Source organism: Pseudomonas sp. LBUM1672 (assembly GCF_059695655.1).
In genome coordinates this window covers 1,628,520-1,647,424 of the sequence record NZ_CP166781.1, presented here as the reverse complement: position 1 = coordinate 1,647,424, position 18,905 = coordinate 1,628,520, and the positions used below count along the sequence as shown (strand labels likewise).

Genomic DNA, 18,905 nt, shown 5'->3' with positions numbered 1-18,905 from the left:
GGGGCGGCACATTCAACATCGATGTTGACTGACACATCGCCTTCGCGGGCAAGCCACGCTCCCACAGGGATTGATGTTCCCACAGGGATTGATTTTCGCCTCACCATAAAAAAGACAATCGGAGACACGCCATCATGGCTTTGGATTTATTCGTCGTACTCATCTACGCCGCCGCGATGCTGATACTCGGCTACTTTGGCATGCGCAAGGCCAAAACCAACGAAGACTACTTGGTCGCCGGTCGAAACCTCGGTCCGGGCCTGTACATGGGCACCATGGCCGCCACCGTTCTGGGTGGCGCGTCCACTGTGGGCACCGTGCGCCTGGGTTATGTTCATGGCATTTCCGGTTTCTGGCTGTGCGCCGCACTGGGTTGCGGGATCGTGGCGCTGAACCTGTTCCTCGCCAAACCGCTGCTGAAACTGAAGGTATTCACCGTTACCCAGGTGCTGGAAAAGCGCTATAACCCAATGGCTCGTACGGCGAGCGCGACCATCATGCTGGCCTATGCACTAATGATCGGCGTGACGTCGATCCTGGCGATCGGCACCGTTCTGGAAGTGCTGTTCGGCTTGCCATTCTGGGTCTCGATACTGCTCGGCGGTGGTGTGGTGGTGATTTACTCGACCATCGGGGGCATGTGGTCCCTGACCCTGACCGACATCGTCCAGTTCGGTATCCAGACCGTGGGCCTGATGTTCCTGTTGCTGCCGATTTGCCTGTACCGTGTCGGTGGCTGGGATCAACTGGTTGCCCAATTGCCAGCCGCCAGCTTCAGCTTCACCAGCATCGGCTGGGACACCATCATCACCTACTTCATGATCTACTTCTTTGGCATCCTGATCGGTCAAGACATCTGGCAACGGGTGTTCACCGCACGAAGCGAGAAAGTCGCCAAGTACGCGGGTACGTCTGCCGGGATCTACTGCATTGTCTACGGCCTGGTGTGTGCGCTGATCGGCATGGCCGCTCATGTGCTTATTCCGGACCTGGACAACGTCAACAATGCCTTTGCCGCCATCGTCAAAGTGTCCCTGCCGGACGGTATCCGCGGCCTGGTAATCGCTGCAGCACTGGCGGCCATGATGTCCACCGCCAGCGCCGGCCTGCTCGCCGCATCCACCACCCTCAGTGAAGACCTGCTACCGAAGCTGCGTGGCGGCAAGCAATCGAACGTGAACGTTAACCGCCTGTTTACCCTGCTGACCGGCATTGCGGTACTCGGCATCGCTTTGGTGGTGAACGACGTAATCAGCGCATTGACCCTGGCGTACAACCTTTTGGTGGGCGGCATGCTGATCCCGTTGATGGGGGCTATCTACTGGAAACGCGCCACTACGGCCGGCGCGATCACCAGTATGGCTCTGGGCTTCGTCACCGCGCTGGTGTTCATGTTCAAGGACGGTATGGACGCCAACACCCCGATCTACTACAGCCTCGGCGTTAGCCTGGTGAGCTTCGTCGTGGTCAGCTTGCTGTCCCGTCGTCCGACAGCGGTGGCGAGCGCCATCTAAGCTGAACATAACGACTTGATGCTTTCTTCGACGGGTGTGGCGTCGGTTGCCACACCCGTTTTTTTCGTCTGAAGGAAACTGCTTATGAAGATCGTCAGCCGCGATCAGTGGTTCGAGGTCAAACAGCTCAGTGACGGCATTCGGCTGATTCACGAGCCTTACATCCGGCCCTTCTATCGCTGCAACCTCTGGCACATTCAGGGCCGCGACAGGGACTTGCTGCTGGACAGCGGTTCCGGGCTGGTCAGTCTGCGCGAGCAACTGCCGTGGATCACCGAGCGGCCCTTGGTGGCGGTGGCCAGTCATTGCCATTTCGACCACATTGCCGGGCATCACGAATTTTCCGAACGCCTGGTGCATCCAGCCGAGGCCGACATCCTGGCGGCACCTGACGGCGAAAACGATTTGAGCCGGGCGTTTGTCGGCGACGAGATGTTCGAGGCGCACCCGGACTGCCCGTTGTGCTACGCCGAATACCGGGTCAAAGCCGCGCCGGCCACTGGGATGATTGAAGAAGGCGACGTGCTGGATCTGGGCAATCGGGTGCTGCAAGTGCTGCACACGCCGGGGCATTCACCGGGTGGCATCAGCCTGTATGAAGCCGCGACCGAGACCTTGTTCAGCGGGGACATCATCTACGACGGGCCGCTGATCGAAGACGCCTACCATTCCAATCTCGACGACTACGCTCGCAGCCTGCAACGCCTGCGCGCGTTGCCGATACGCACGGTGCACGGCGGGCATTTCGGCAGTTTTTCCGGGGATCATTTGCGCACGATGATTGACGAGTGGCAGCGCTCACACGCCTGAAGACTGCTGTACTCAAGCACAGGGAAAACAACAATAACGCCCTCGAAGACAACCATGAAAAGAGCTGCCGTTCGTGCTGCCGTGCATCGCTTCATCAGCCGCCTGTTGGAGAGTCAGGATGACTTCGACGACAACGCCAGCCTGGCGCAGTTGGGATTGGATAAACAGGATATTGAAGAGCTGATCTTCCATCTGGAAGATGAGCTGGGGTTGACGGCATTTACGGCGCAAGAAGACCGGATGCTCAAGGACGCCAGGACGGCGAATGATTTGAGTCGGTTTTTGGTGGAGATTGGGCGGGATTGAATCCGAATGTCCAACACGCTCTGGTGGTGAACAGTGGACCTGTGGCGAGGAGATTTATCCCCGTTGGGCTGCGGAGCAGCCCCAAGACCATTCAACCGGGTGGTATCTGCCTGACCGCGTCAAGCTATTTACGACTGCTTCGCAGCCGAACGGGGATAAATCCCCTCGCCACAACAAGCCCGCTCGTCACGGGCCCTGTGTTGGCAGTCACCGACGGCGCTGCTGGCGTCGGCGCTGTTCGTCATCAGTGCGAATAGGCACAGGTTGCAGAGGCGGCTCGATCAAACCGAGTGCAACACCCAGATCGTGCAGCCAGTTTTGGATTTTCTCTTTCATGGTGCCCCCTTCAGGGTAGTGCCGAGCGGCTGAAATTCTGTAGCCCCTTCGCACTGATAATAGTCCGAAGTCCTACGCAATGCTCGGCCAAATCCGCAATGATCTGTTACTGAATGGATCAAAATACCTGACCGATAGTTCAAGCAATCGCCGCAGCCTGCATCGGCGCCGATGGATAGATCGCCTGTTGCTGCTCAATCCATGCGTTCAGATTGGCCCCGACCATGCCCTTGCGCCACATCAGCCAGGTCGTCGCGTGGGCAAACGGTTCCGCCAAGGGGTGCACCGCCACGCTTTCGCGGCCCGGCAGGCTGGCAAGCATCGACTCCGACATCAGCGCCACGCCCGAGCCGGCAATCACACAAGCCAGCATGCCCGGATAGGATTCAATCTCCATCGCCCGGCCCATGGCCGCGTGGTCATGGGCGAACCAGGCTTCAAGGCGCATTCGGTAGGAACAGCCCTGACGAAAGGTAAACACCGAGCGCCCTTCGACATCCAGTGCGCTGCGCACCGGCGGGTGATCGGCCTCGCTGATAAGCACCAGCCGCTCGTCGCACAACGGCACACCGTCCAGGCCGGCCAACTCCAGCGGGCCGTCCACTAGCGCCGCGTCGAGACGACCGGTGAGTAAACCTTCAAGCAATTCGCCGCTGGGCCCGGACTGCACTTGCAGGTTCACCGCCGGATACGTGCGGTGATAACGCGCCAGTAGTCCCGGCAAATGAATCGCCGCCGTGCTGTACATGGTGCCCAGCACAAAGTCCCCGGCCGGTTGCCCGCCCTGCACTGCTGCCTGGGCTTCGTCGCGCAAGCTGAAGAGTTTGGCGGTGTAGTCCAGCAGGACTTTTCCCGCAGGCGACAATTGCAGGCGCTGACGCTCGCGGACGAAAAGCTCTACACCAAGCTGCTCTTCAAGTTGCTTGAGCCGCGTCGACAGGTTCGATGGCACCCGGTGCAATCGTTCGGCAGCACGGGTGATCGAGCCCTCTTGCGCCACGGCCTGGAAGATTCGTAACTGGCTGAACTCCACGATCTTCTCCAAATCAGAACAAGTTACTCACTATTATTCATTTTTAAAGAAAGTCAATCAGTCCTAGCCTGACGGTCATTGATCCTTTGCCGGAATCCAGACCATGTCTCCCTTGATTCGCTTACTCGCCAGTTTTATTGCCCTGATGATGGCCATGGGCATCGGGCGTTTCGCCCTCACGCCGCAAATGCCGCACTTGCTCAGCGAAGGTCAGATCGACCTGACTGCCGCCGGTCTGATTGCCGCCGCCAACTACCTCGGCTACTTCGTCGGCGCCGTGGACGCCATGTTCTCTCGCCGTCCCGAACAAGTTCGTCGGCGACTGCTCGGTGGGTTGTGGCTGTGTGTGCTGCTGACGCTGGCGTCGTTCTGGGCCAACGGGTTCTGGTCGCACCTGGTGCTGCGATTCGGTACCGGCGTGGCCAGCGCCTGGGTGCTGGTGATGATCACGGCGTTGAGCCAGCCACTGGCAGCGGCAGCCGGCCGCCCACGACTGGGCGCCCAGGTATTTGCCGGACCGGGCTTGGGGATTTTTCTCACAGGAATGTTGGCGTTGGGCTCGCACCTGCTGGGGCAGACGTCTGCAACCCTGTGGCTGGTGTATGCCGGTGTCGCATTGGCAATGCTGCTGGGGATTCTGCCGTTTTTGCCGCAATCGACCGCGACTGCGGTTGCCGCACCGAGCACAGCCACTTCGAACCAGCGAGGCATTGGTCGTCTAGGTGTGATCTACGGGTTGTACGGCTTGGGCTACATCATCCCCGCCACGTTCCTTTCGCAAATGGCCAGCGCACAGTTCCATGGCCAATGGCAGGCCGACCTGTTCTGGCCGAGCTTCGGCCTGGCGTCGGCTATCGGGGTGGTGCTGGTCAGCCTGCGTCGGCAAACCCCGAATGGCACTCGTCACTGGCTGATGGTGACGCTGTGGCTGCAAGCCGCCGGCGTCTTTGCCTGCTTGTTGGGCAGCGGGTCGGGCCTGGCGCTGGGGGTGATTCTTTGCGGCACGCCGTTCCTGGCCTGCATGCAATTGGTGATGCAACGCTCCCGGGAACTGGCGCCCCACGCTACTCAACGCAACGCCGGGATGCTAACGGCCTGCTTTGCCGTGGGTCAGCTCGCCGGACCGTTGCTGGCAGCGCTGAGCAGCCATTTCAGTGGTGGTTTGCAGCCAGCGCTGGTGGTTGCCGGCAGCGGCTTGCTTGTCGCCGGTGGGTTGTTACTGCGTCCCGTCACTGCTGCCCAAGGGCTTTGCGCAAACGACGGCGCACCCACTGCTCAGCGCTGACAAACGTGATGCCCAGCAGCACCAGCACCGCGCCGATGACGAAGTTCAGGCTCAGCTCTTCACCCAGCAACACCACGCCGAACGTGACGCCGAACAGCGGCGTCATGAACGAAAACACCGCCAGGTTCGCCGCCAGATAACGGCGCAACAACCAGAACCATGTCAGGTAGCTGAAGAACGACACCACCAATCCCTGGAACAGCACGCTGGCCACCGCGACGGTGGTCAGGCTGACATGGGTTACTTGGCCGCTGAGGATCGCGATCAGCAGCAAACCGACGAAGCCGACGATCAGTTGATAGAACAGTGTCAACGTGACCGGGGCTTCTGACAGTCGCGAAGCGCGCACCACCACCGTGGTCGCGCCCCAGGATGCGCCGGCCAGCACGCCCAACGCATCACCCATCAGCATGCGGTGATCGAGGTTGTCCCAGGACACGCCGCCGGCAAACGCGATGGCGATCCCGACGAAGGCAAGGAAAATCCCCAGCCATTGCACCGGCCTCAGACGTTCGCTCGGCAGCAGCCAGTGCACGCCCAACGCGGTAAAAATCGGCGCGGTGTAAAGGAACACCGACATATGCGCTGCCGTGGTCAGTTGCAAACCTTCGGAAATGAAAAAGAACTCCAGACCAAACAACGCACCGGCCAACAAGCCACCGCGCCAGGTGCTGCTGACCTGGTCCCAGCCACCCTTCCAGCAGATCAACAGTCCTACAAGCAGCGCGGAAATACCCGACCGCCCCGCCGCCTGCATGACCGGTGCGATGTCGGGCGCCGCCCATTTGATCATCACCTGCTGCACGCCCCAGATCAGGCACAACCCGATCATCACTTGCAGGGCAAACCCATCGGCGCTACGCCGGGTGGCGTTCACCGGAAGCCCTCGAAAACACAATCCATGGCAGGGACTCGACAGTAAAAAGTAAAGCCCCAGCTCAAGGCTGGGGCGAAAAATTATGCTGTCGATTATTAACCAGATGGCCAGAAAATGCCGCCTGTAAGAGATAGGCCGGTTAAAGGCAATTCCTGTGGGAGCGGGCTTGCTCGCGAAGCCGGTGTGCCAGACAACATCAATGCTGACTGACCCGACCCCTTCGCGAGCAAGCCCGCTCCCCCAGGGGGTTGCGTTATCCCGCGGTGGCAACCGCTGCCGTTTGATGGGTTTGCTCGCGCCAAGCCAAAACGAAGTAAATCGCGCCACCGAGGAAGCAACCCGTGAACCAGGCAAAATTGGCCATCGGTTGCAGCACCGGGGTGAAGGTGATCGCCACGCCCATGAGGGTTGCAGGAATCAGCGCTTTCACCGCGGTCCAATTGACCCCGCCGCTGTAGTAATACTGACCGTTGGGGCCGTCATCAAACAGCGCATCGACATTGATCTGCTGCTTTTTGATCAGGTAGTAATCCACCAACAGAATCCCGAACAGCGGGCCGATGAAGGCCGCCAGTACGTCGAGGGTGTAGTGAATCACTTCCGGGTTGTTGAACAGGTTCCACGGGGTGATGAAAATCGAGGCCACCGCCGCAATCATCCCGCCCGCACGCCAGCTGATTTTGCTCGGGGCTACGTTGGCGAAATCGAATGCCGGGGACACGAAGTTGGCAACGATGTTGATGCCGATGGTCGCGGTGACAAAGGCGAAGGCACCGAGCAGCACGGCAACACTGTTGTCGATGCGCGCCACGGTGGCGATCGGGTCGTGCAGCATTTCACCGAACACCGGCAAGGTGCCGGAAACAATGACCACGGTGACCAGGGAAAAGGCGAGAAAATTGACCGGCAAGCCCCAGAAGTTTCCACGCCGCACGTCCTTCATGCTGCGGCAATAGCGACTGAAGTCACCGAAATTCAGGGTAGGGCCGGAAAAGTACGACACCACCAGCGCCGTGGCGACAATCACTTGTCCGAACGCTTCCCAGCCGGACAGGGATTTTTCCGCAAGGGTGAAACTGATGTTGCTCCAGCCGGCCTGCCAGACGATCCAACCGGCGAGCATGAACATCACGCCGTAAACCACCGGACCTGCCCAATCGATGAAACGTCGGATCGACTCCATGCCGGCCCAGAACACCATCGCCTGTAAGCACCACAGGCTGAGGAAACCGAACCAGCCAAGGTAGGACAAACCGGCAAAATGCGGTTCGGCGTAGGCCGCCATTGCAGGAAAGAATCGCAACACGACGATGATCAAGGCGCTGGACGCAAGGTACGTCTGAATCCCGTACCAGGCCACGGCGATCAGGCCGCGGATGACCGCAGGAATATTCGCTCCGAACACGCCGAAGGCCAGGCGACAGATTACCGGGTACGGCACCGCCGCTTGCTGGCTCGGCCTGGCCACCAGATTGGCGATCAGTTGCACGATGCAGATTCCGCCAAGCAACGCGATCAACACCTGCCAACTGGCCAGGCCCAGGGCGAACAGGCTGGCGGCGAACACATAACCCCCGACGCTGTGCACATCGCTCATCCAGAAAGCGAAGATGTTGTACCAGTTCCATTTCTGCGGCACCGGCCCCAAGTCCTGGTTATACAGGCGGGGGCTGTAGCCGTTGGGCAATTGCTCGGTCATCGCGGGACTCCTTGAAGCAGCCCCCGGAATTGATGCGGCGACCACACTGCGCACGGGAGCTGGCGTGGTTTGTATACGAGTTGCTACGCAGAATGCGTGCCATAGGCATTGAATGTGTGACAAGTCGCGGCTTTCACACGAGGCAGAGCGAGGTCTCAGACAGATCTCGGCGTAGATAACGCCCATCAACAGGGCATGAATGCCTGCATTCAGTGCAAATTTATCTGTATACAACTTGGATGAGTGCTGCTGTGCGGGCAATCGCGGGCAAGCCCGCTCCCACAAGGATATTCGTCGCCATGAACATCTTCGGCTCAACACAAATCCACTGTGGGAGCGGGCTTGCCCGCGAAGGCGTCATTGAAGGCAACGGGAATCACAGCACCTTTCGCGTAACCCAATACCCAACGGTGCAGGCAATGCAGGTGGCCAAGGTGCCCCAGGCCATGTCCATCAACGCCAGCTGTGCCGACCATCCGGTCAATGTCGCCCAATTACTCAAGTCATAGGTGCCGTAAGCCACCAGCCCCAACAACGCGCCCAGCGCCGAGGCTCGTCGCCAAGGTCTTTGCCGGCAACACTACGAACACCAAACAACCGAATACATAAAGGAGATAGAACACCGCTGCCGGGGCCAGCAGCGGTTGGTCGAGCATCAGCGGACCGAGCAGCGCGCGATAGGTCGGCGCCATGAGCACGCCGAGCCAGAGGCCGTCGAGCACGAGAAACGCCAACAAGGTGCTGACGTAAGCCAAGAGAGCTTTTTTCATCGCAGTCCAACCCCGTGTGATTGACCTACATGGGGCCGGCGCGCGGTCAGCTTAGTTCAATGCGATCCGCATGAATGACGATCTGGCCGTTCTTGTACAGCGCACCGATGGCCTTCTTGAAGTTGCCTTTGCTGACACCAAACAGGCTGGTAATCACCGCCGGATCGCTCTTGTCGCTGACCGGCAGGGTGCCGTTGTTTTCACGCAACTTGGCGAGGATCTTCGAGTTGAGGCTGGTGGCGGCCTCTTCGCCCACTGGTTGCAGGCTCAGGCTGATCTTGCCGTCGGTACGGACTTCTTTGATAAAGCCTTTCTCTTCCTTGCCGGCGCGCATGAACTTGAAGATTTCGTTCTTGTGGATCAGGCCCCAGTGCTTGTTGTTGATGATTGCCTTGAAACCCATATCGGTCGCTTCGGCCACCAGCAAATCAACTTCCTGGCCCGGGGTGTAACTGGCCGGGGTCTTGTCGAGGTAACGATCCAGGCGCGCCGTCGCGGTGATGCGGCGGGTGTGTTTGTCGAGGTAGACGTGCACCACGACATACTCGCCTGCCGTCATCTGGCGCTTTTCTTCGGAGTACGGCAGCAGCAGATCCTTCGGCAGACCCCAATCCAGGAAGACACCGATGCTGTTGACTTCAACGACTTTCAAACTGGCGAATTCACCGACCTGAACTTTCGGCGTTTCGGTAGTTGCGATGAGTTTGTCATCGCTGTCCAGATAAACAAAAACGTTGAGCCAATCTTCATCTTCGCTGGGAATATCTTTGGGAATATAACGATTAGGCAGGAGGATTTCGCCATCCGCGCCACCGTCAAGATATAAACCGAAGTTAGTGTGTTTAACCACTTGCAAACTGTTGTAGCGCCCGACTAAAGCCATTTCCAATACCCTCATTGCGTGGGCGGCATTCTACCCGTTTTTGCGGGCAACGTTTCTGTGGCCAGCCCGGTGACACCAGAAATTCTTCTGAAGGCCTTCATTTTCTTGGGCTCCGCCTCAGGCCTTTGGCCGCTCGTCAGGCCGAACGGGAGATTTTCACCCCTGCCAGACCATCAGGAACCCTGACGTTTGTACCGTCGTTCTTAGTTAAAACAGCAGCTTAGGGGCGTATTTCTAATATTAACTTGTGAGTAATTGTGCCCCTACAATGTGTATTTTGAGGAGATATTTGCCAAGCAATTGTCAAGTATTTCCTGTACGATGCCTGGCCAAGTTAATTTTCTACAGGTTAATGGCCGCCATGCGTGTAAAAGCATCCAACAGCAAAGCAAAGCCAGCTCCAGCCGTTGAAACCAGCGAATCGATCAACAACCAGATTGCTGCGTTCCTCAAGTCCGGCGGCGAGATCCAGCAAATTGCCAAAGGCGTCAGCGGCCAGACGTTTGGCCCGTCCAAGCAGATCACTCTGGGTAAGAAGTAACACTCCCCCAAAGATCCGCCGCGTCACCTGGTCCGTAAGCGCTTTGAGCTTCGAAGCGCTTGGACTGGAACCTCCCCGCAACACCCCGCCAAACCCACCCATATTTTAAAAATCGACGAACGGCCATCGTTGCCGAGCATTCGCCGGTATGCTTGCACACGTCTAGATCAAGCGTTTCAGTAGGTTTCGTTCCTGCTCCCCGCTGTCATGGAGTGACGCATGCTCAAACCCTCCTGTTTATTGCTCGGCAGTCTGCTGTCGTGTTCGGTCGCCAACGCGCAAATCTTTCAGCGTGAATTGGGCGACTTCGATCTCAAACTCGGCACCACCCCCAGCCGCAGCATGGCCCAGGGGCTGGTCAAGCCTTCCAGCACCGGCTCGTTCCACGGTGGTCTCGACCTGAGCCACGACAGCGGTTTTTACGTGGGCCAGTGGGCGCCGAGCATGGGGTTATCGCAGGGAGCCAAACTCGAAGTCGACTCCTACATGGGCTTTAAACAACCTTTCGATAATACCCTCGGGTACGAAGTCGGCCTGATCCGTTACAGCTATCCGAAGGTAGACACCCTCGACAGCCAGGAGCTTTTCGGTGGCCTGACCTTTCTCGGCAGCCGTTTCGGCGCTGCGTTCAGCAACGACCCGGACAAACAGAACAGCACCGTATTCGCCGACCTGGGCGGAAATCAGCCGTTCGGTATCGGGATCAGCATGAAATACACCACCCACCAGCTCAACACGCCGGCGTCCGTCGACGGTGGGTATATCGGCAGTTTCACCGATTGGTCCGTGCAACTTTCCCGGCCGTTCATGGGCGTTGACCTCGACCTGATCTACAGCGACTCAAGCCTCAGCGGCAGCGACTGCTCCGCCTATTCCGGGCACAACACCCAATGCGATGGGCTGGTCACCCTCAAGGCCGAGCGCGCCTTCTATTGATCGGCTGAACTGCCGGGCACATTCTGCGTTCACATAAGAATCCACTAAAGAAGCCAGACCTTCGCAAGGACTCGCCCATGTCGCGCTGGTTGAAGTATGTCGCCCTCATCATCACCCTCAGTCTCGCCCTTGGCGCGTGCAGCCGCGTGGGCCTGGCCTACCGCAACCTCGACGTGATCATTCCGTGGACGCTCAGCGACTACCTGGACATGAATGGCGAACAGAAAGGCTGGTTCAACGACCGCCTCAAGGAACATTTGAGCTGGCACTGCACCACGCAACTGCCGGGCTATCTCGACTGGATGGACCGCTTGCAGACCATGGTCGAGACCAATCAGGTCACCGACGCCGCGCTGCAAACCCGCACTCAGGAAGCCAAAGCCGCCATCGCCCAGACCGCCCGGGAAATCACGCCCTCGGCCATCGAGCTGTTGCAGGGGCTGGATGACAAGCAAGTCGCGGAAATGAACGACGCCTTCGCCAAGGATCAGCGCAAGCGCCAGGAGGATTACGTCAAACCGCATCTTGACCAGCAGATCAAGCAGCGCGCCGAGCGCATGGAAAAGCGCCTGAATGACTGGCTGGGTCCGCTCAGCCCGACCCAGCAACAACGGGTCGTGACATGGTCGAACGCCCTGGGTGACCAGAACACGCAATGGATCGCCAACCGTGTCCATTGGCAGAAGCAGTTCAGTGCAGCGGTTTCGCAGCGCCAGAGTCCGGAATTCCCACAGCGCATCGAGACGCTTCTGGTGAATCGTGAGAGTTTATGGACGCCGGCGTACCGTCAGGCCTACGCCAACACTGAAGCGCAGGCCCGAGGATTGATGGTGGATTTGATGGCCGAGAGCACGCCGGCTCAGCGCCAGCGGCTGTTGAAAAAGATCGAAGGGGTGCGCAAGGATTTCAACGATTTGAAATGCCTGAAAGCCGCCAAACAGGGCTAAACACAATACAAATCAAAATGTGGGAGTGAGCCTGCTCGCGATTGCGGAGTGTCAGACAAAGACGATGTCGACTGACACTCCGCAATCGCGAGCAGGTCGAATCGTCGCACCGTCACTCCCACATTAGTTATCGGTGGTCTTCAGGCAATCTGCGCCTTCGACGCCACCTCATCAAACGTCGCCTCATCCAGCGCATCTTCCTGCTCATCCAATACCTGCCGCGGATGATCATTACCCGGAATGCTGCTGTCGATCAGGCTCAACAAACTCGAGCCCCGCGCCGTCAAAATGTAATTGGAGCCGGTGCCGCCCTGCTCTTCGGGCCGAGGCTCGATATATCCGCGCTCCAGCAGTAATTTTTCGTACTCGCCGGCCACCGCTTTCAGGTGATCCAGGTTTTCAGTCTCTTCGCCTTCCGACGCTTTCTCCGCCGCGTACTGCTCGGCATACGGTCGCGGCGTAAAACTGGCCTCACCGTGTTGCACTTCGTGCAGCAAGCGTTCAATCAAATCCCAGTTGTAAGTTGTCATCCTGATTCAACCTCCAAAGCCTGTGAGTGAGATGGCCTTCTTAAGTTGTGACCGGCACCGCGCGCAGCCGTTCAGCCGAGTTTTTTTCGGCTACCGACCGACGGCATGTCGAATTGGGCGTAGGTCAAACGACTAGGCTGTGTAAGTCGCCTCCCTGCATTGCGAAGGAGAAACCTGATGAACGTTCAGAATCATCCCGTCGTGTCCCGCGAAGAATGGCTCGCCGCCCGCATACAACACTTGGCCAACGAAAAAGCCTTCACCAAAGAACGAGACAAACTCAGCGCCGAACGCCGCGCCCTGCCCTGGGTGAAAATCGACAAGGACTACCACTTCCAAGGCCCCAACGGCGAACTGAAACTTGCCGACCTGTTCGGCGGCCGCAGCCAATTGGTCATCTACCACTTCATGTTCGCCGCCGGATGGGACGAAGGCTGCCCTGGCTGCTCGTTCCTGTCCGACCACATCGACGGCGCCAACCAGCATCTGGCCCATCACGACGTGGCAGTGGTCGCGGTTTCCCACGCACCGTTCGCCGAATTCCAGGCCTTTAAACGGCGTATGGGCTGGAAATTTGACTGGGTGTCGTCAGAAGGCTGCGATTTCAACTACGACTTCGGCGTCTCTGCCCGAGCCGAAGACGTCGCTGCCGGAAAAGCCACCTACAACTACGAAAAATCCGACGGCGCAGAAGAAGAACTCCCCGGCCTCAGCGTGTTTTATCGCAATGAAACGGGCGAAATTTTTCACACCTATTCCACTTATGCCCGTGGTCTCGACCTGCTGGTCGGCGCCTACAACTACCTCGACCTGACGCCCAAGGGCCGTAATGAAGAGGAAATCATGGAGTGGGTGCAACACCACGACAAATACGAAGAAAAGACGCCGTCCAGCTGCTGCCACGGGGGATAGTGCGCTAAAACACATAACAACTTTCAGGCCGCGAAGTCTCGAAACGCCACGACCGGATCACGCCATCGGCCGTGGTGTACACCGAGTAGCGGCAATCGAACAGTCAGTTGAAGTAGTAACGATTGCCATCGCCCTCGACCACTCGCTCATAGCGGTGTTCGTGATTGTTTGGGGACCACAGCATGACCTGACAGCGAACATCGCAAGGGCTGTTTTCGAGGTCAGGCATTGGTTGCCCTACCAGGCTGTTAGCGCTATCGACCCACGCTGAACGAGAAGGTCCGCAAGCGGATAACGACAGGGCAAGTACTATCAAAGCTAATTTTTGTGAATAAAAACGGGCGACCAATGGGTCGCCTGTTTCATGGGGACATGCGGCGTTAAGCCTGTCTTTTCGTTTAGTCATACTTGAAAGCAATTAGCAACTTGGCAGGCACAACTTTCAGGGTAATGGTGCAACCACTCCAGACGGGCAAACCGGCTGTCTTTCCACTCTCCTTGTATATTTTTCTCAGTTCAACCAGGCTTTTCAGCAACCCCACATCAACATGACCGCTCTTTGGACTGAACCAGTCTTTTTTCCCGTGCTCGTCGATGTAATCAAATAGCAATTGACAGTGATCATCCTCTGGAGAAATCTCGGCTTCAACTATAACTTCAACCGCCGAAGGCGGAGCGGTATCTAACAGTATTTCTCCAATCTGCAGATAGATCTCGTCTTCACTCATCCGTCATACCCCTCCGGGCGCATTTACAAATGTTTTCCATACCAACAAAACAACAAAGAAACAAAGAAACAAAGAAACAAAGAAACAAAGAAACAAAGAAACAACAAAGAAACAACAAAGAAACAACAAAGAAACAACAAAGGGGACATATTTATTTTCCGGCCTCACAACCAAACAAAATAAATCCACTCCCTTTTCTAGTCTTTTCAAAAGGCGGGACGGCTCGTTTTGATTAAATGAACTGCTCCCGTGCCAAACTAATACTTATGCCTCACCACTCGGTTTTAAACGTAGATTCCTCAGGAACGGACTCTCACCGCCAGTAATTTCTATTTTAAATTCAGCATAAGCGATTTCAAGATCAGCATATTTCCGCAGTCCCCCTTCGGTAAAACCATATGCACCTGGAACGTCTCCCCACTCCATAGGAGATACAATTTTTCCCGCGCGAGCATCTGCGATCAATTTTGATAACGACTCAAATAGCCCTCTGACCTCTGTATCAGCAGACGAATATTTAGAGATAACCTCCTCTAACCTCTCCGCGCTTCTCACTAACAACATCTGATCCATATCAAGGCCTCATTTAATTTTTAATTGTTCCTACTAGCTCTGGAGCTGACCATGACCCGGAACAAAAATAAAATAAAGGGGACAGATTTATTTTCCGGCCTCACAACCAAACAACATAAATCTGTCCCCTTTTCTCAAAAATAGAATAAGCCTGCCCTCTTTTCTTTTGTAAACATAAAAAACTACTGACAGGTGATGAGCATATTCTTTAATTCAACTGAAGACGGCAAATCAGCAAACGTTTTGTCGTCGAGATATTCCAGTATCTCTACCCACCGGTAACAACGCCCCCGTCCATAAATAGCAGCGACCAATCGCTTTAATATAAAAAAGTCAATATCCATGCTATCTCCTTCCAACTCAAAAACCATGAGAGCCTTCGCATCCACCTCATCACCGATCAGCGAAGCATGATTATTGACAAACTCCACCAAACTTTCATTTCGCAAGATCTCGACCCTGATAATCGGTGCGCCCCCCTGTCGAGTGCTCCAAGCGGCATTCAACTCCCACTTATTAATCTTGAGATCAATGAATATTGAATCGAGCATACTTTCGTCGCTTTGGAAATGAGAGGTCGGGACATCGCCCCACGCCACATTTAACCACTCCTGCCTTTCCGGCAATTGATCATTCCGATCAAAAACGACAATGAACTTCCTTTCCATTACATATTTCCTGTCTCGATGAATCGGAGCAAAGGGGTCAGATTTATTTTCTGCTCTTAGCCAACAAATAAACCCGTCCCCTTTATAGTCCAGTGTCCTAACCGCTCAGGCGGAACAGGTCGTTCTGTGAGTCCAACTAAATGAATGCCGTTTACGCTCCAGGCGAGCTAATCACGAGAATGCGCTGCTGAGGCTCGGTAATGTCGTAAACATGCTGCTCGCAGCGATCATCAATAAACTGGAATTCCACCAGATAGACCCTGCTTCTTTGCGGAGTAAAGGTGGCTTCGAGTGGGCCGCAGGTATAAACCATCCCTTGTCTCCCATCCATTGAATAACCCGACACCAGGAAGGGCTGATCGACATCGGCCTGCGCTTCCAGCTGAGGGAATCGTTTCACCGTCGCACTGTTGGCCACTTCGTTGAGTTTGGCGATCCAGCCAAACACCTTCCCACGACCCGAGTCCACTACCCTTCCAAGCACCTCCATGCGCTGGTCAGAATCTGCTGCACGCCTGATCGAAAATTGTACAGGGTGCGTATTACCCGATGCCTTCATGATGACCTTGGCGTGCTGCGCATCCACCGTCACGGTGTTCTGATGGAGCTGGACGCCGTCTTTTAGAAAACTGGGCGAAGAGTCTCTGGTGTTGGAGTGACAGCCTGGCAATGCCAGGATCAGAGGAACCAGCAGGAGTGCGCGTTGTTTCATGTAAATATGTCCTGATAGTCGTTGGTTTAGCTGATGGGGCCGGAATTCGTTTTCGGCATAATACTATTTTTTGTTGATCACTCCGATTTCGACCTGGTCGACGTGCGACAATTTAAAAGTCAGCGTGTAGTCTTGCTGATTAGCTGCTTCCATTACACCCTCCTGAAAATAGATCAGAAGGTGTAAACCTTATTCAGGACGGGACATGCCAGAAGAATAAATCCGTCCCCTTTTCTCAACCTCAACCTCGACCTCACGCCCAAGGGTCGCAATGAAGAGCAAATCATGGAGTGGGTGCAGCATCACGACAAATACGGAGACGAGACGTCATCCAGCTGCTGCCACGGGGGATAGTGCGCTAGAACACATAACAACTTTCAGGCCGCGATGTCTCGAACCGCCACGACCGGATCACGCCATCGGCCGTGGTGTACACCGAGTAGCTGCAGTCGAACATCCAGTTGAAGTAATAGCGATTGCCGTCGCCTTCTACCACTCGCTCATAGCGGTGTTCGTGATTGTTCGGGGACCACAACATTACCCGACAGCGAACATCGCACGGGCCGTTTTCGAGGTCGGGCATTGGTTGCCCGACCAGACTGTTGGCGCTGTCGATCCATGCTGAACGAGAGGGTCCGCAAGCGGATAGCGACAGGGCCAGTACCATCAACACTAATTTTGGAAGCATGTCCGATCCGTGACATAGAGGGGATAACCGCACGATATCAATTCAAGAGGTCGTTGAGCTAATCACAAGTCCGGAAAATGACCGTGAAAGGAGCCCCCTCATTAGCCGTTCTCGAGTCAAGGCCAAGCCAACTTGGCGCGCAGTATCGACTGCAGGGTTTGTTTAATCTTACGTATTTTTCAGTTGCTGCTCTGCATTCCACCCCGATGGGGGATTTCGATTGATGCTCCACCACCTCATCCCTCCCGCCACCCACTTCCGGCGTAATTCAACATGAGTAACTGACGAGTCGTCATATCCAAATTCAGTACCGCAACACGGACAAATATTGTATGAAGCGCATCCAAAACTATCGTAGGGTGCCTCATCCAGATCCAGGTACAAACAAACAGGGCAAACCAATACTGCTTTATTACTGCTCATCAAACCCTCCACGCTCCTCACCAGATTTCTTGCATCGACTCATACTCCTTAACCACACCAGCCACCACCTCTGAAGCTTTTTTCTTAGTTATGATCACTTCAGAGACTTTAATAAATTTCAATCCGGTTATTACATCACCCTCACTGGTAAGACAATTAAGGTTAGCCCCTAGTATTCGCACCTCATCCTCAAAGCCTACTGCAAAAACAAAGCACCCAAACTCTTCGAGATTATTTGTCGAGGCTTGAAACCTATAATCCTCAACAAATCCCTCATCAACCTCAACGCCCAATCTCGCGGGCAACATACCCTCCAGCATCGACAGAAATGCGCTTTTGGCATCCAAATGAAACAATTCAAAATCATCAACTGGTCGAATCAACGCATTATCGGACTTCACACAACAAACATCGCCCCCCAAAGTAGCAACTCCCGCGACCTCAGGAAAAATAGCAGAGTCAATAATAAAGTGGAACATTCCATTTTTATAACTACCCTTCTGACTCCACTGCGGGATGTACTTGATCAAAATGGCAAAATTTATTGGATCACCAAAAATCATTTCATCCTCCCCACTTACTTTTATTCCCAATGCACTCTTGAAACCTTGATGAAAAAAATGGGACACCCATTAACCGGTCTCAAGCCAATGCTGCTAGTCGTAGCCCCTGAACCAATGCAAAAAAAACCTCCTACTCACAATTTATAAGAACACATGTATTGCCAGACTTCACAACCAAGCTAATCGGTTTTTGGGTCGCACCATCGTCCGTTGATATCTCAACTTGCAGCTCTTGATTCTCGAAAGACTGCAGTTCCTTTACGAGTTGCTTAATTGTTTTCCCTCGACTCAACCAATCAGATTTATTTTCATCAACCATATTAATCTCCGATACGATTCAAGTTCACATCGAAAGCCCCAGATCGCGTTTCTTTACTCCCGAGATTTTTAAATGAACTTGCCATTTTCTTCCAAGCATCATCATTATGCCTATCAAGATCTCTTGTTATATAGCGAGCACTCTTTTTAAGCACCGACTGCCCACCATGTACTGCTTCATTAATTTTAAGTACCATTCGGGACAGATTTATTTTTTTGGACTTAACTATTCAGCGATTATCGCTTCTACCTCGCCCCCCCGAATTATGACCCTGCCCCAATCGCCAGACAGAGCATAAGAACCATCATTCCAAAAAAAGCTATCTATATTTCCATAATCCAACTCACCCGCACTATCTTCAAACCCTATGAATCGCTTATCAAGCCACTCAATAGAATCCACACTAAAAAAACGTAACAAAGCCTTCCGATAGCAATATCGCTCTCCTTTTTCAGGTTCCTCATATTGTGGGTGACTTTTAGTAAGAATAGTTTCTAGCTCAAAAACCAGTGCCCCTACTACTTCATTAATTGATAAAACGTAGCTATCTTCGAGATAAAAATTTGAGAGCGACAAAATCTCGTAATAGTTCATGTAGGTTCTCACAGATCAAAGTCAATTGAGGTGCGATTATCTGGGCCTCTTCTAGTTACCGGATTTCCAAAAGCATCAGTTCTTTGGCCCACGGCAACTTTGAATTCAACATATGGATCAGCAATAAAAGCAATAAAAAGGGACAGATTTATTTTCCGGCCTCAAAACCAAATAAAATAAATCCACACCTTTACTTTTTTCTGCGTAATTTTTGACTACTCTTTATCCCACCCGCGCAACACATCTATTGAACTCCAT

Annotated in this window: 22 protein-coding genes and 2 pseudogenes; 9 read left to right on the top strand and 15 right to left on the bottom strand. The window is 54.8% G+C overall.

Annotation, left to right across the window (positions count from 1 at the left end; genetic code table 11):
* Positions 1 to 134: 134 nt before the first annotated feature.
* From ACA053_RS07410 to ACA053_RS07400, 3 genes are all read left to right on the top strand, one after another.
* Positions 135 to 1,514 carry a sodium:solute symporter family protein gene (locus ACA053_RS07410; protein WP_497316343.1) on the top strand — a complete coding sequence of 460 codons (1,380 nt, stop codon included), beginning with the start codon at positions 135 to 137 and terminating at the stop codon, positions 1,512 to 1,514.
* A gap of 84 nt (positions 1,515 to 1,598) precedes the next feature.
* Entirely contained in the window at positions 1,599 to 2,324 is a 726-nt protein-coding gene (locus ACA053_RS07405; RefSeq protein ID WP_497316341.1) for an MBL fold metallo-hydrolase, read from the top strand.
* A gap of 54 nt (positions 2,325 to 2,378) precedes the next feature.
* Entirely contained in the window at positions 2,379 to 2,630 is a 252-nt protein-coding gene (locus ACA053_RS07400) for an HAD family hydrolase (RefSeq protein ID WP_109628507.1), read from the top strand.
* Positions 2,631 to 2,837: 207 nt separating this feature from the next.
* Here ACA053_RS07400 and ACA053_RS07395 read toward each other — a convergent pair whose 3' ends face one another.
* Both ACA053_RS07395 and ptrR read right to left on the bottom strand, forming a co-directional pair.
* Complete coding sequence (locus ACA053_RS07395) at positions 2,838 to 2,966, bottom strand: PA1414 family protein (protein WP_007914492.1); 129 nt, start codon at positions 2,964 to 2,966, stop codon at positions 2,838 to 2,840.
* Positions 2,967 to 3,105: 139 nt separating this feature from the next.
* Positions 3,106 to 3,999 carry a putrescine utilization regulator PtrR gene (ptrR, locus tag ACA053_RS07390; RefSeq protein ID WP_109635971.1) on the bottom strand — a complete coding sequence of 298 codons (894 nt, stop codon included), beginning with the start codon at positions 3,997 to 3,999 and terminating at the stop codon, positions 3,106 to 3,108.
* Between the two features lie 103 nt (positions 4,000 to 4,102).
* On the opposite strand from ptrR, the gene ACA053_RS07385 reads away from it, so the two are divergent.
* Complete coding sequence (locus tag ACA053_RS07385; RefSeq protein ID WP_497316338.1) at positions 4,103 to 5,284, top strand: MFS transporter; 1,182 nt, start codon at positions 4,103 to 4,105, stop codon at positions 5,282 to 5,284.
* On the opposite strand, the gene ACA053_RS07380 is transcribed toward ACA053_RS07385, so the two are convergent.
* The 4 genes and pseudogenes from ACA053_RS07380 to ACA053_RS07365 form a co-directional block, all read right to left on the bottom strand.
* Positions 5,229 to 6,161, bottom strand: a complete 933-nt coding sequence (locus ACA053_RS07380; RefSeq protein ID WP_109628505.1) for a DMT family transporter — start codon at positions 6,159 to 6,161, stop codon at positions 5,229 to 5,231. The two genes, ACA053_RS07385 and ACA053_RS07380, sit on opposite strands and share 56 nt — an antisense overlap.
* A 253-nt stretch (positions 6,162 to 6,414) precedes the next feature.
* Complete coding sequence (locus tag ACA053_RS07375; protein WP_497316336.1) at positions 6,415 to 7,860, bottom strand: NCS1 family nucleobase:cation symporter-1; 1,446 nt, start codon at positions 7,858 to 7,860, stop codon at positions 6,415 to 6,417.
* Between the two features lie 376 nt (positions 7,861 to 8,236).
* Positions 8,237 to 8,630, bottom strand: a pseudogene (locus ACA053_RS07370) (DUF2177 family protein).
* A 46-nt stretch (positions 8,631 to 8,676) separates the two neighbouring features.
* Entirely contained in the window at positions 8,677 to 9,513 is an 837-nt protein-coding gene (locus tag ACA053_RS07365; RefSeq protein WP_497394873.1) for a CvfB family protein, read from the bottom strand.
* A 352-nt stretch (positions 9,514 to 9,865) separates the two neighbouring features.
* On the opposite strand from ACA053_RS07365, the gene ACA053_RS07360 reads away from it, so the two are divergent.
* The 3 genes from ACA053_RS07360 to ACA053_RS07350 all read left to right on the top strand — a co-directional run bounded on the left by ACA053_RS07360 (position 9,866) and on the right by ACA053_RS07350 (position 11,937).
* Entirely contained in the window at positions 9,866 to 10,054 is a 189-nt protein-coding gene (locus ACA053_RS07360; protein ID WP_017337097.1) for a PFL_1563 family small protein, read from the top strand.
* 219 nt (positions 10,055 to 10,273) lie between these two features.
* On the top strand, positions 10,274 to 10,990 hold the full coding sequence (locus ACA053_RS07355; RefSeq protein WP_497394871.1) for a TorF family putative porin: 717 nt from the start codon (positions 10,274 to 10,276) through the stop codon (positions 10,988 to 10,990).
* A 77-nt stretch (positions 10,991 to 11,067) separates the two neighbouring features.
* Positions 11,068 to 11,937, top strand: coding sequence for a DUF6279 family lipoprotein (locus tag ACA053_RS07350; protein WP_497394869.1), 870 nt, complete (start codon positions 11,068 to 11,070; stop codon positions 11,935 to 11,937).
* 140 nt (positions 11,938 to 12,077) lie between these two features.
* On the opposite strand, the gene ACA053_RS07345 is transcribed toward ACA053_RS07350, so the two are convergent.
* Positions 12,078 to 12,467 (bottom strand): transcriptional regulator, encoded by a 390-nt coding sequence (locus tag ACA053_RS07345; RefSeq protein WP_497394867.1) that lies wholly within the window; start codon positions 12,465 to 12,467, stop codon positions 12,078 to 12,080.
* 177 nt (positions 12,468 to 12,644) lie between these two features.
* Between ACA053_RS07345 and ACA053_RS07340 the strand changes: the two genes are divergently transcribed.
* The gene (locus ACA053_RS07340) at positions 12,645 to 13,379 is read left to right on the top strand and encodes a DUF899 domain-containing protein (RefSeq protein WP_497394865.1); all 735 of its coding nucleotides are present in this window, start codon (positions 12,645 to 12,647) and stop codon (positions 13,377 to 13,379) included.
* A 398-nt stretch (positions 13,380 to 13,777) separates the two neighbouring features.
* On the opposite strand, the gene ACA053_RS07335 is transcribed toward ACA053_RS07340, so the two are convergent.
* From ACA053_RS07335 to ACA053_RS07320, 4 genes are all read right to left on the bottom strand, one after another.
* Entirely contained in the window at positions 13,778 to 14,107 is a 330-nt protein-coding gene (locus tag ACA053_RS07335) for a hypothetical protein (RefSeq protein WP_497394863.1), read from the bottom strand.
* A gap of 264 nt (positions 14,108 to 14,371) precedes the next feature.
* Positions 14,372 to 14,680, bottom strand: a complete 309-nt coding sequence (locus tag ACA053_RS07330; protein WP_497394861.1) for a hypothetical protein — start codon at positions 14,678 to 14,680, stop codon at positions 14,372 to 14,374.
* 182 nt (positions 14,681 to 14,862) lie between these two features.
* Positions 14,863 to 15,348 carry a hypothetical protein gene (locus tag ACA053_RS07325; protein ID WP_497394859.1) on the bottom strand — a complete coding sequence of 162 codons (486 nt, stop codon included), beginning with the start codon at positions 15,346 to 15,348 and terminating at the stop codon, positions 14,863 to 14,865.
* 151 nt (positions 15,349 to 15,499) lie between these two features.
* A complete protein-coding gene (locus tag ACA053_RS07320) occupies positions 15,500 to 16,060 on the bottom strand; it encodes a hypothetical protein (RefSeq protein ID WP_497394857.1) in 561 nt (186 codons plus the stop codon).
* 246 nt (positions 16,061 to 16,306) lie between these two features.
* On the opposite strand from ACA053_RS07320, the pseudogene ACA053_RS07315 reads away from it, so the two are divergent.
* Positions 16,307 to 16,414 (top strand): annotated as a pseudogene (locus ACA053_RS07315) (DUF899 domain-containing protein); the annotation flags it as partial.
* A gap of 4 nt (positions 16,415 to 16,418) precedes the next feature.
* On the opposite strand, the gene ACA053_RS07310 reads toward ACA053_RS07315, so the two are convergent.
* The 4 genes from ACA053_RS07310 to ACA053_RS07295 form a co-directional block, all read right to left on the bottom strand.
* Entirely contained in the window at positions 16,419 to 16,748 is a 330-nt protein-coding gene (locus tag ACA053_RS07310; RefSeq protein ID WP_497394855.1) for a hypothetical protein, read from the bottom strand.
* Between the two features lie 440 nt (positions 16,749 to 17,188).
* Positions 17,189 to 17,734 (bottom strand): Imm42 family immunity protein, encoded by a 546-nt coding sequence (locus tag ACA053_RS07305; protein WP_497394853.1) that lies wholly within the window; start codon positions 17,732 to 17,734, stop codon positions 17,189 to 17,191.
* 320 nt (positions 17,735 to 18,054) lie between these two features.
* Complete coding sequence (locus tag ACA053_RS07300; RefSeq protein WP_497394851.1) at positions 18,055 to 18,249, bottom strand: toxin C-terminal domain-containing protein; 195 nt, start codon at positions 18,247 to 18,249, stop codon at positions 18,055 to 18,057.
* A 29-nt stretch (positions 18,250 to 18,278) separates the two neighbouring features.
* Entirely contained in the window at positions 18,279 to 18,647 is a 369-nt protein-coding gene (locus ACA053_RS07295) for a hypothetical protein (protein WP_497394849.1), read from the bottom strand.
* Between the last annotated feature and the right edge of the window lie 258 nt (positions 18,648 to 18,905).

Bases quoted from the DNA above. Each gene is read 5' to 3' on its own strand.
- ACA053_RS07360 (WP_017337097.1), top strand. From the start codon at position 9,866: ATGGCCGCCATGCGTGTAAAAGCATCCAACAGCAAAGCAAAGCCAGCT.
- ACA053_RS07300 (WP_497394851.1), bottom strand. From the start codon at position 18,249: ATGGTACTTAAAATTAATGAAGCAGTACATGGTGGGCAGTCGGTGCTT.
- ACA053_RS07355 (WP_497394871.1), top strand. From the start codon at position 10,274: ATGCTCAAACCCTCCTGTTTATTGCTCGGCAGTCTGCTGTCGTGTTCG.
- ACA053_RS07325 (WP_497394859.1), bottom strand. From the start codon at position 15,348: ATGGAAAGGAAGTTCATTGTCGTTTTTGATCGGAATGATCAATTGCCG.
- ACA053_RS07385 (WP_497316338.1), top strand. From the start codon at position 4,103: ATGTCTCCCTTGATTCGCTTACTCGCCAGTTTTATTGCCCTGATGATG.
- ACA053_RS07375 (WP_497316336.1), bottom strand. From the start codon at position 7,860: ATGACCGAGCAATTGCCCAACGGCTACAGCCCCCGCCTGTATAACCAG.
- ACA053_RS07340 (WP_497394865.1), top strand. From the start codon at position 12,645: ATGAACGTTCAGAATCATCCCGTCGTGTCCCGCGAAGAATGGCTCGCC.
- ACA053_RS07335 (WP_497394863.1), bottom strand. From the start codon at position 14,107: ATGAGTGAAGACGAGATCTATCTGCAGATTGGAGAAATACTGTTAGAT.
- ACA053_RS07320 (WP_497394857.1), bottom strand. From the start codon at position 16,060: ATGAAACAACGCGCACTCCTGCTGGTTCCTCTGATCCTGGCATTGCCA.
- ACA053_RS07400 (WP_109628507.1), top strand. From the start codon at position 2,379: ATGAAAAGAGCTGCCGTTCGTGCTGCCGTGCATCGCTTCATCAGCCGC.
- ACA053_RS07395 (WP_007914492.1), bottom strand. From the start codon at position 2,966: ATGAAAGAGAAAATCCAAAACTGGCTGCACGATCTGGGTGTTGCACTC.
- ACA053_RS07345 (WP_497394867.1), bottom strand. From the start codon at position 12,467: ATGACAACTTACAACTGGGATTTGATTGAACGCTTGCTGCACGAAGTG.
- ACA053_RS07305 (WP_497394853.1), bottom strand. From the start codon at position 17,734: ATGATTTTTGGTGATCCAATAAATTTTGCCATTTTGATCAAGTACATC.
- ACA053_RS07410 (WP_497316343.1), top strand. From the start codon at position 135: ATGGCTTTGGATTTATTCGTCGTACTCATCTACGCCGCCGCGATGCTG.
- ACA053_RS07310 (WP_497394855.1), bottom strand. From the start codon at position 16,748: ATGCTTCCAAAATTAGTGTTGATGGTACTGGCCCTGTCGCTATCCGCT.
- ACA053_RS07350 (WP_497394869.1), top strand. From the start codon at position 11,068: ATGTCGCGCTGGTTGAAGTATGTCGCCCTCATCATCACCCTCAGTCTC.
- ACA053_RS07330 (WP_497394861.1), bottom strand. From the start codon at position 14,680: ATGGATCAGATGTTGTTAGTGAGAAGCGCGGAGAGGTTAGAGGAGGTT.
- ACA053_RS07405 (WP_497316341.1), top strand. From the start codon at position 1,599: ATGAAGATCGTCAGCCGCGATCAGTGGTTCGAGGTCAAACAGCTCAGT.
- ACA053_RS07295 (WP_497394849.1), bottom strand. From the start codon at position 18,647: ATGAACTATTACGAGATTTTGTCGCTCTCAAATTTTTATCTCGAAGAT.
- ACA053_RS07365 (WP_497394873.1), bottom strand. From the start codon at position 9,513: ATGGCTTTAGTCGGGCGCTACAACAGTTTGCAAGTGGTTAAACACACT.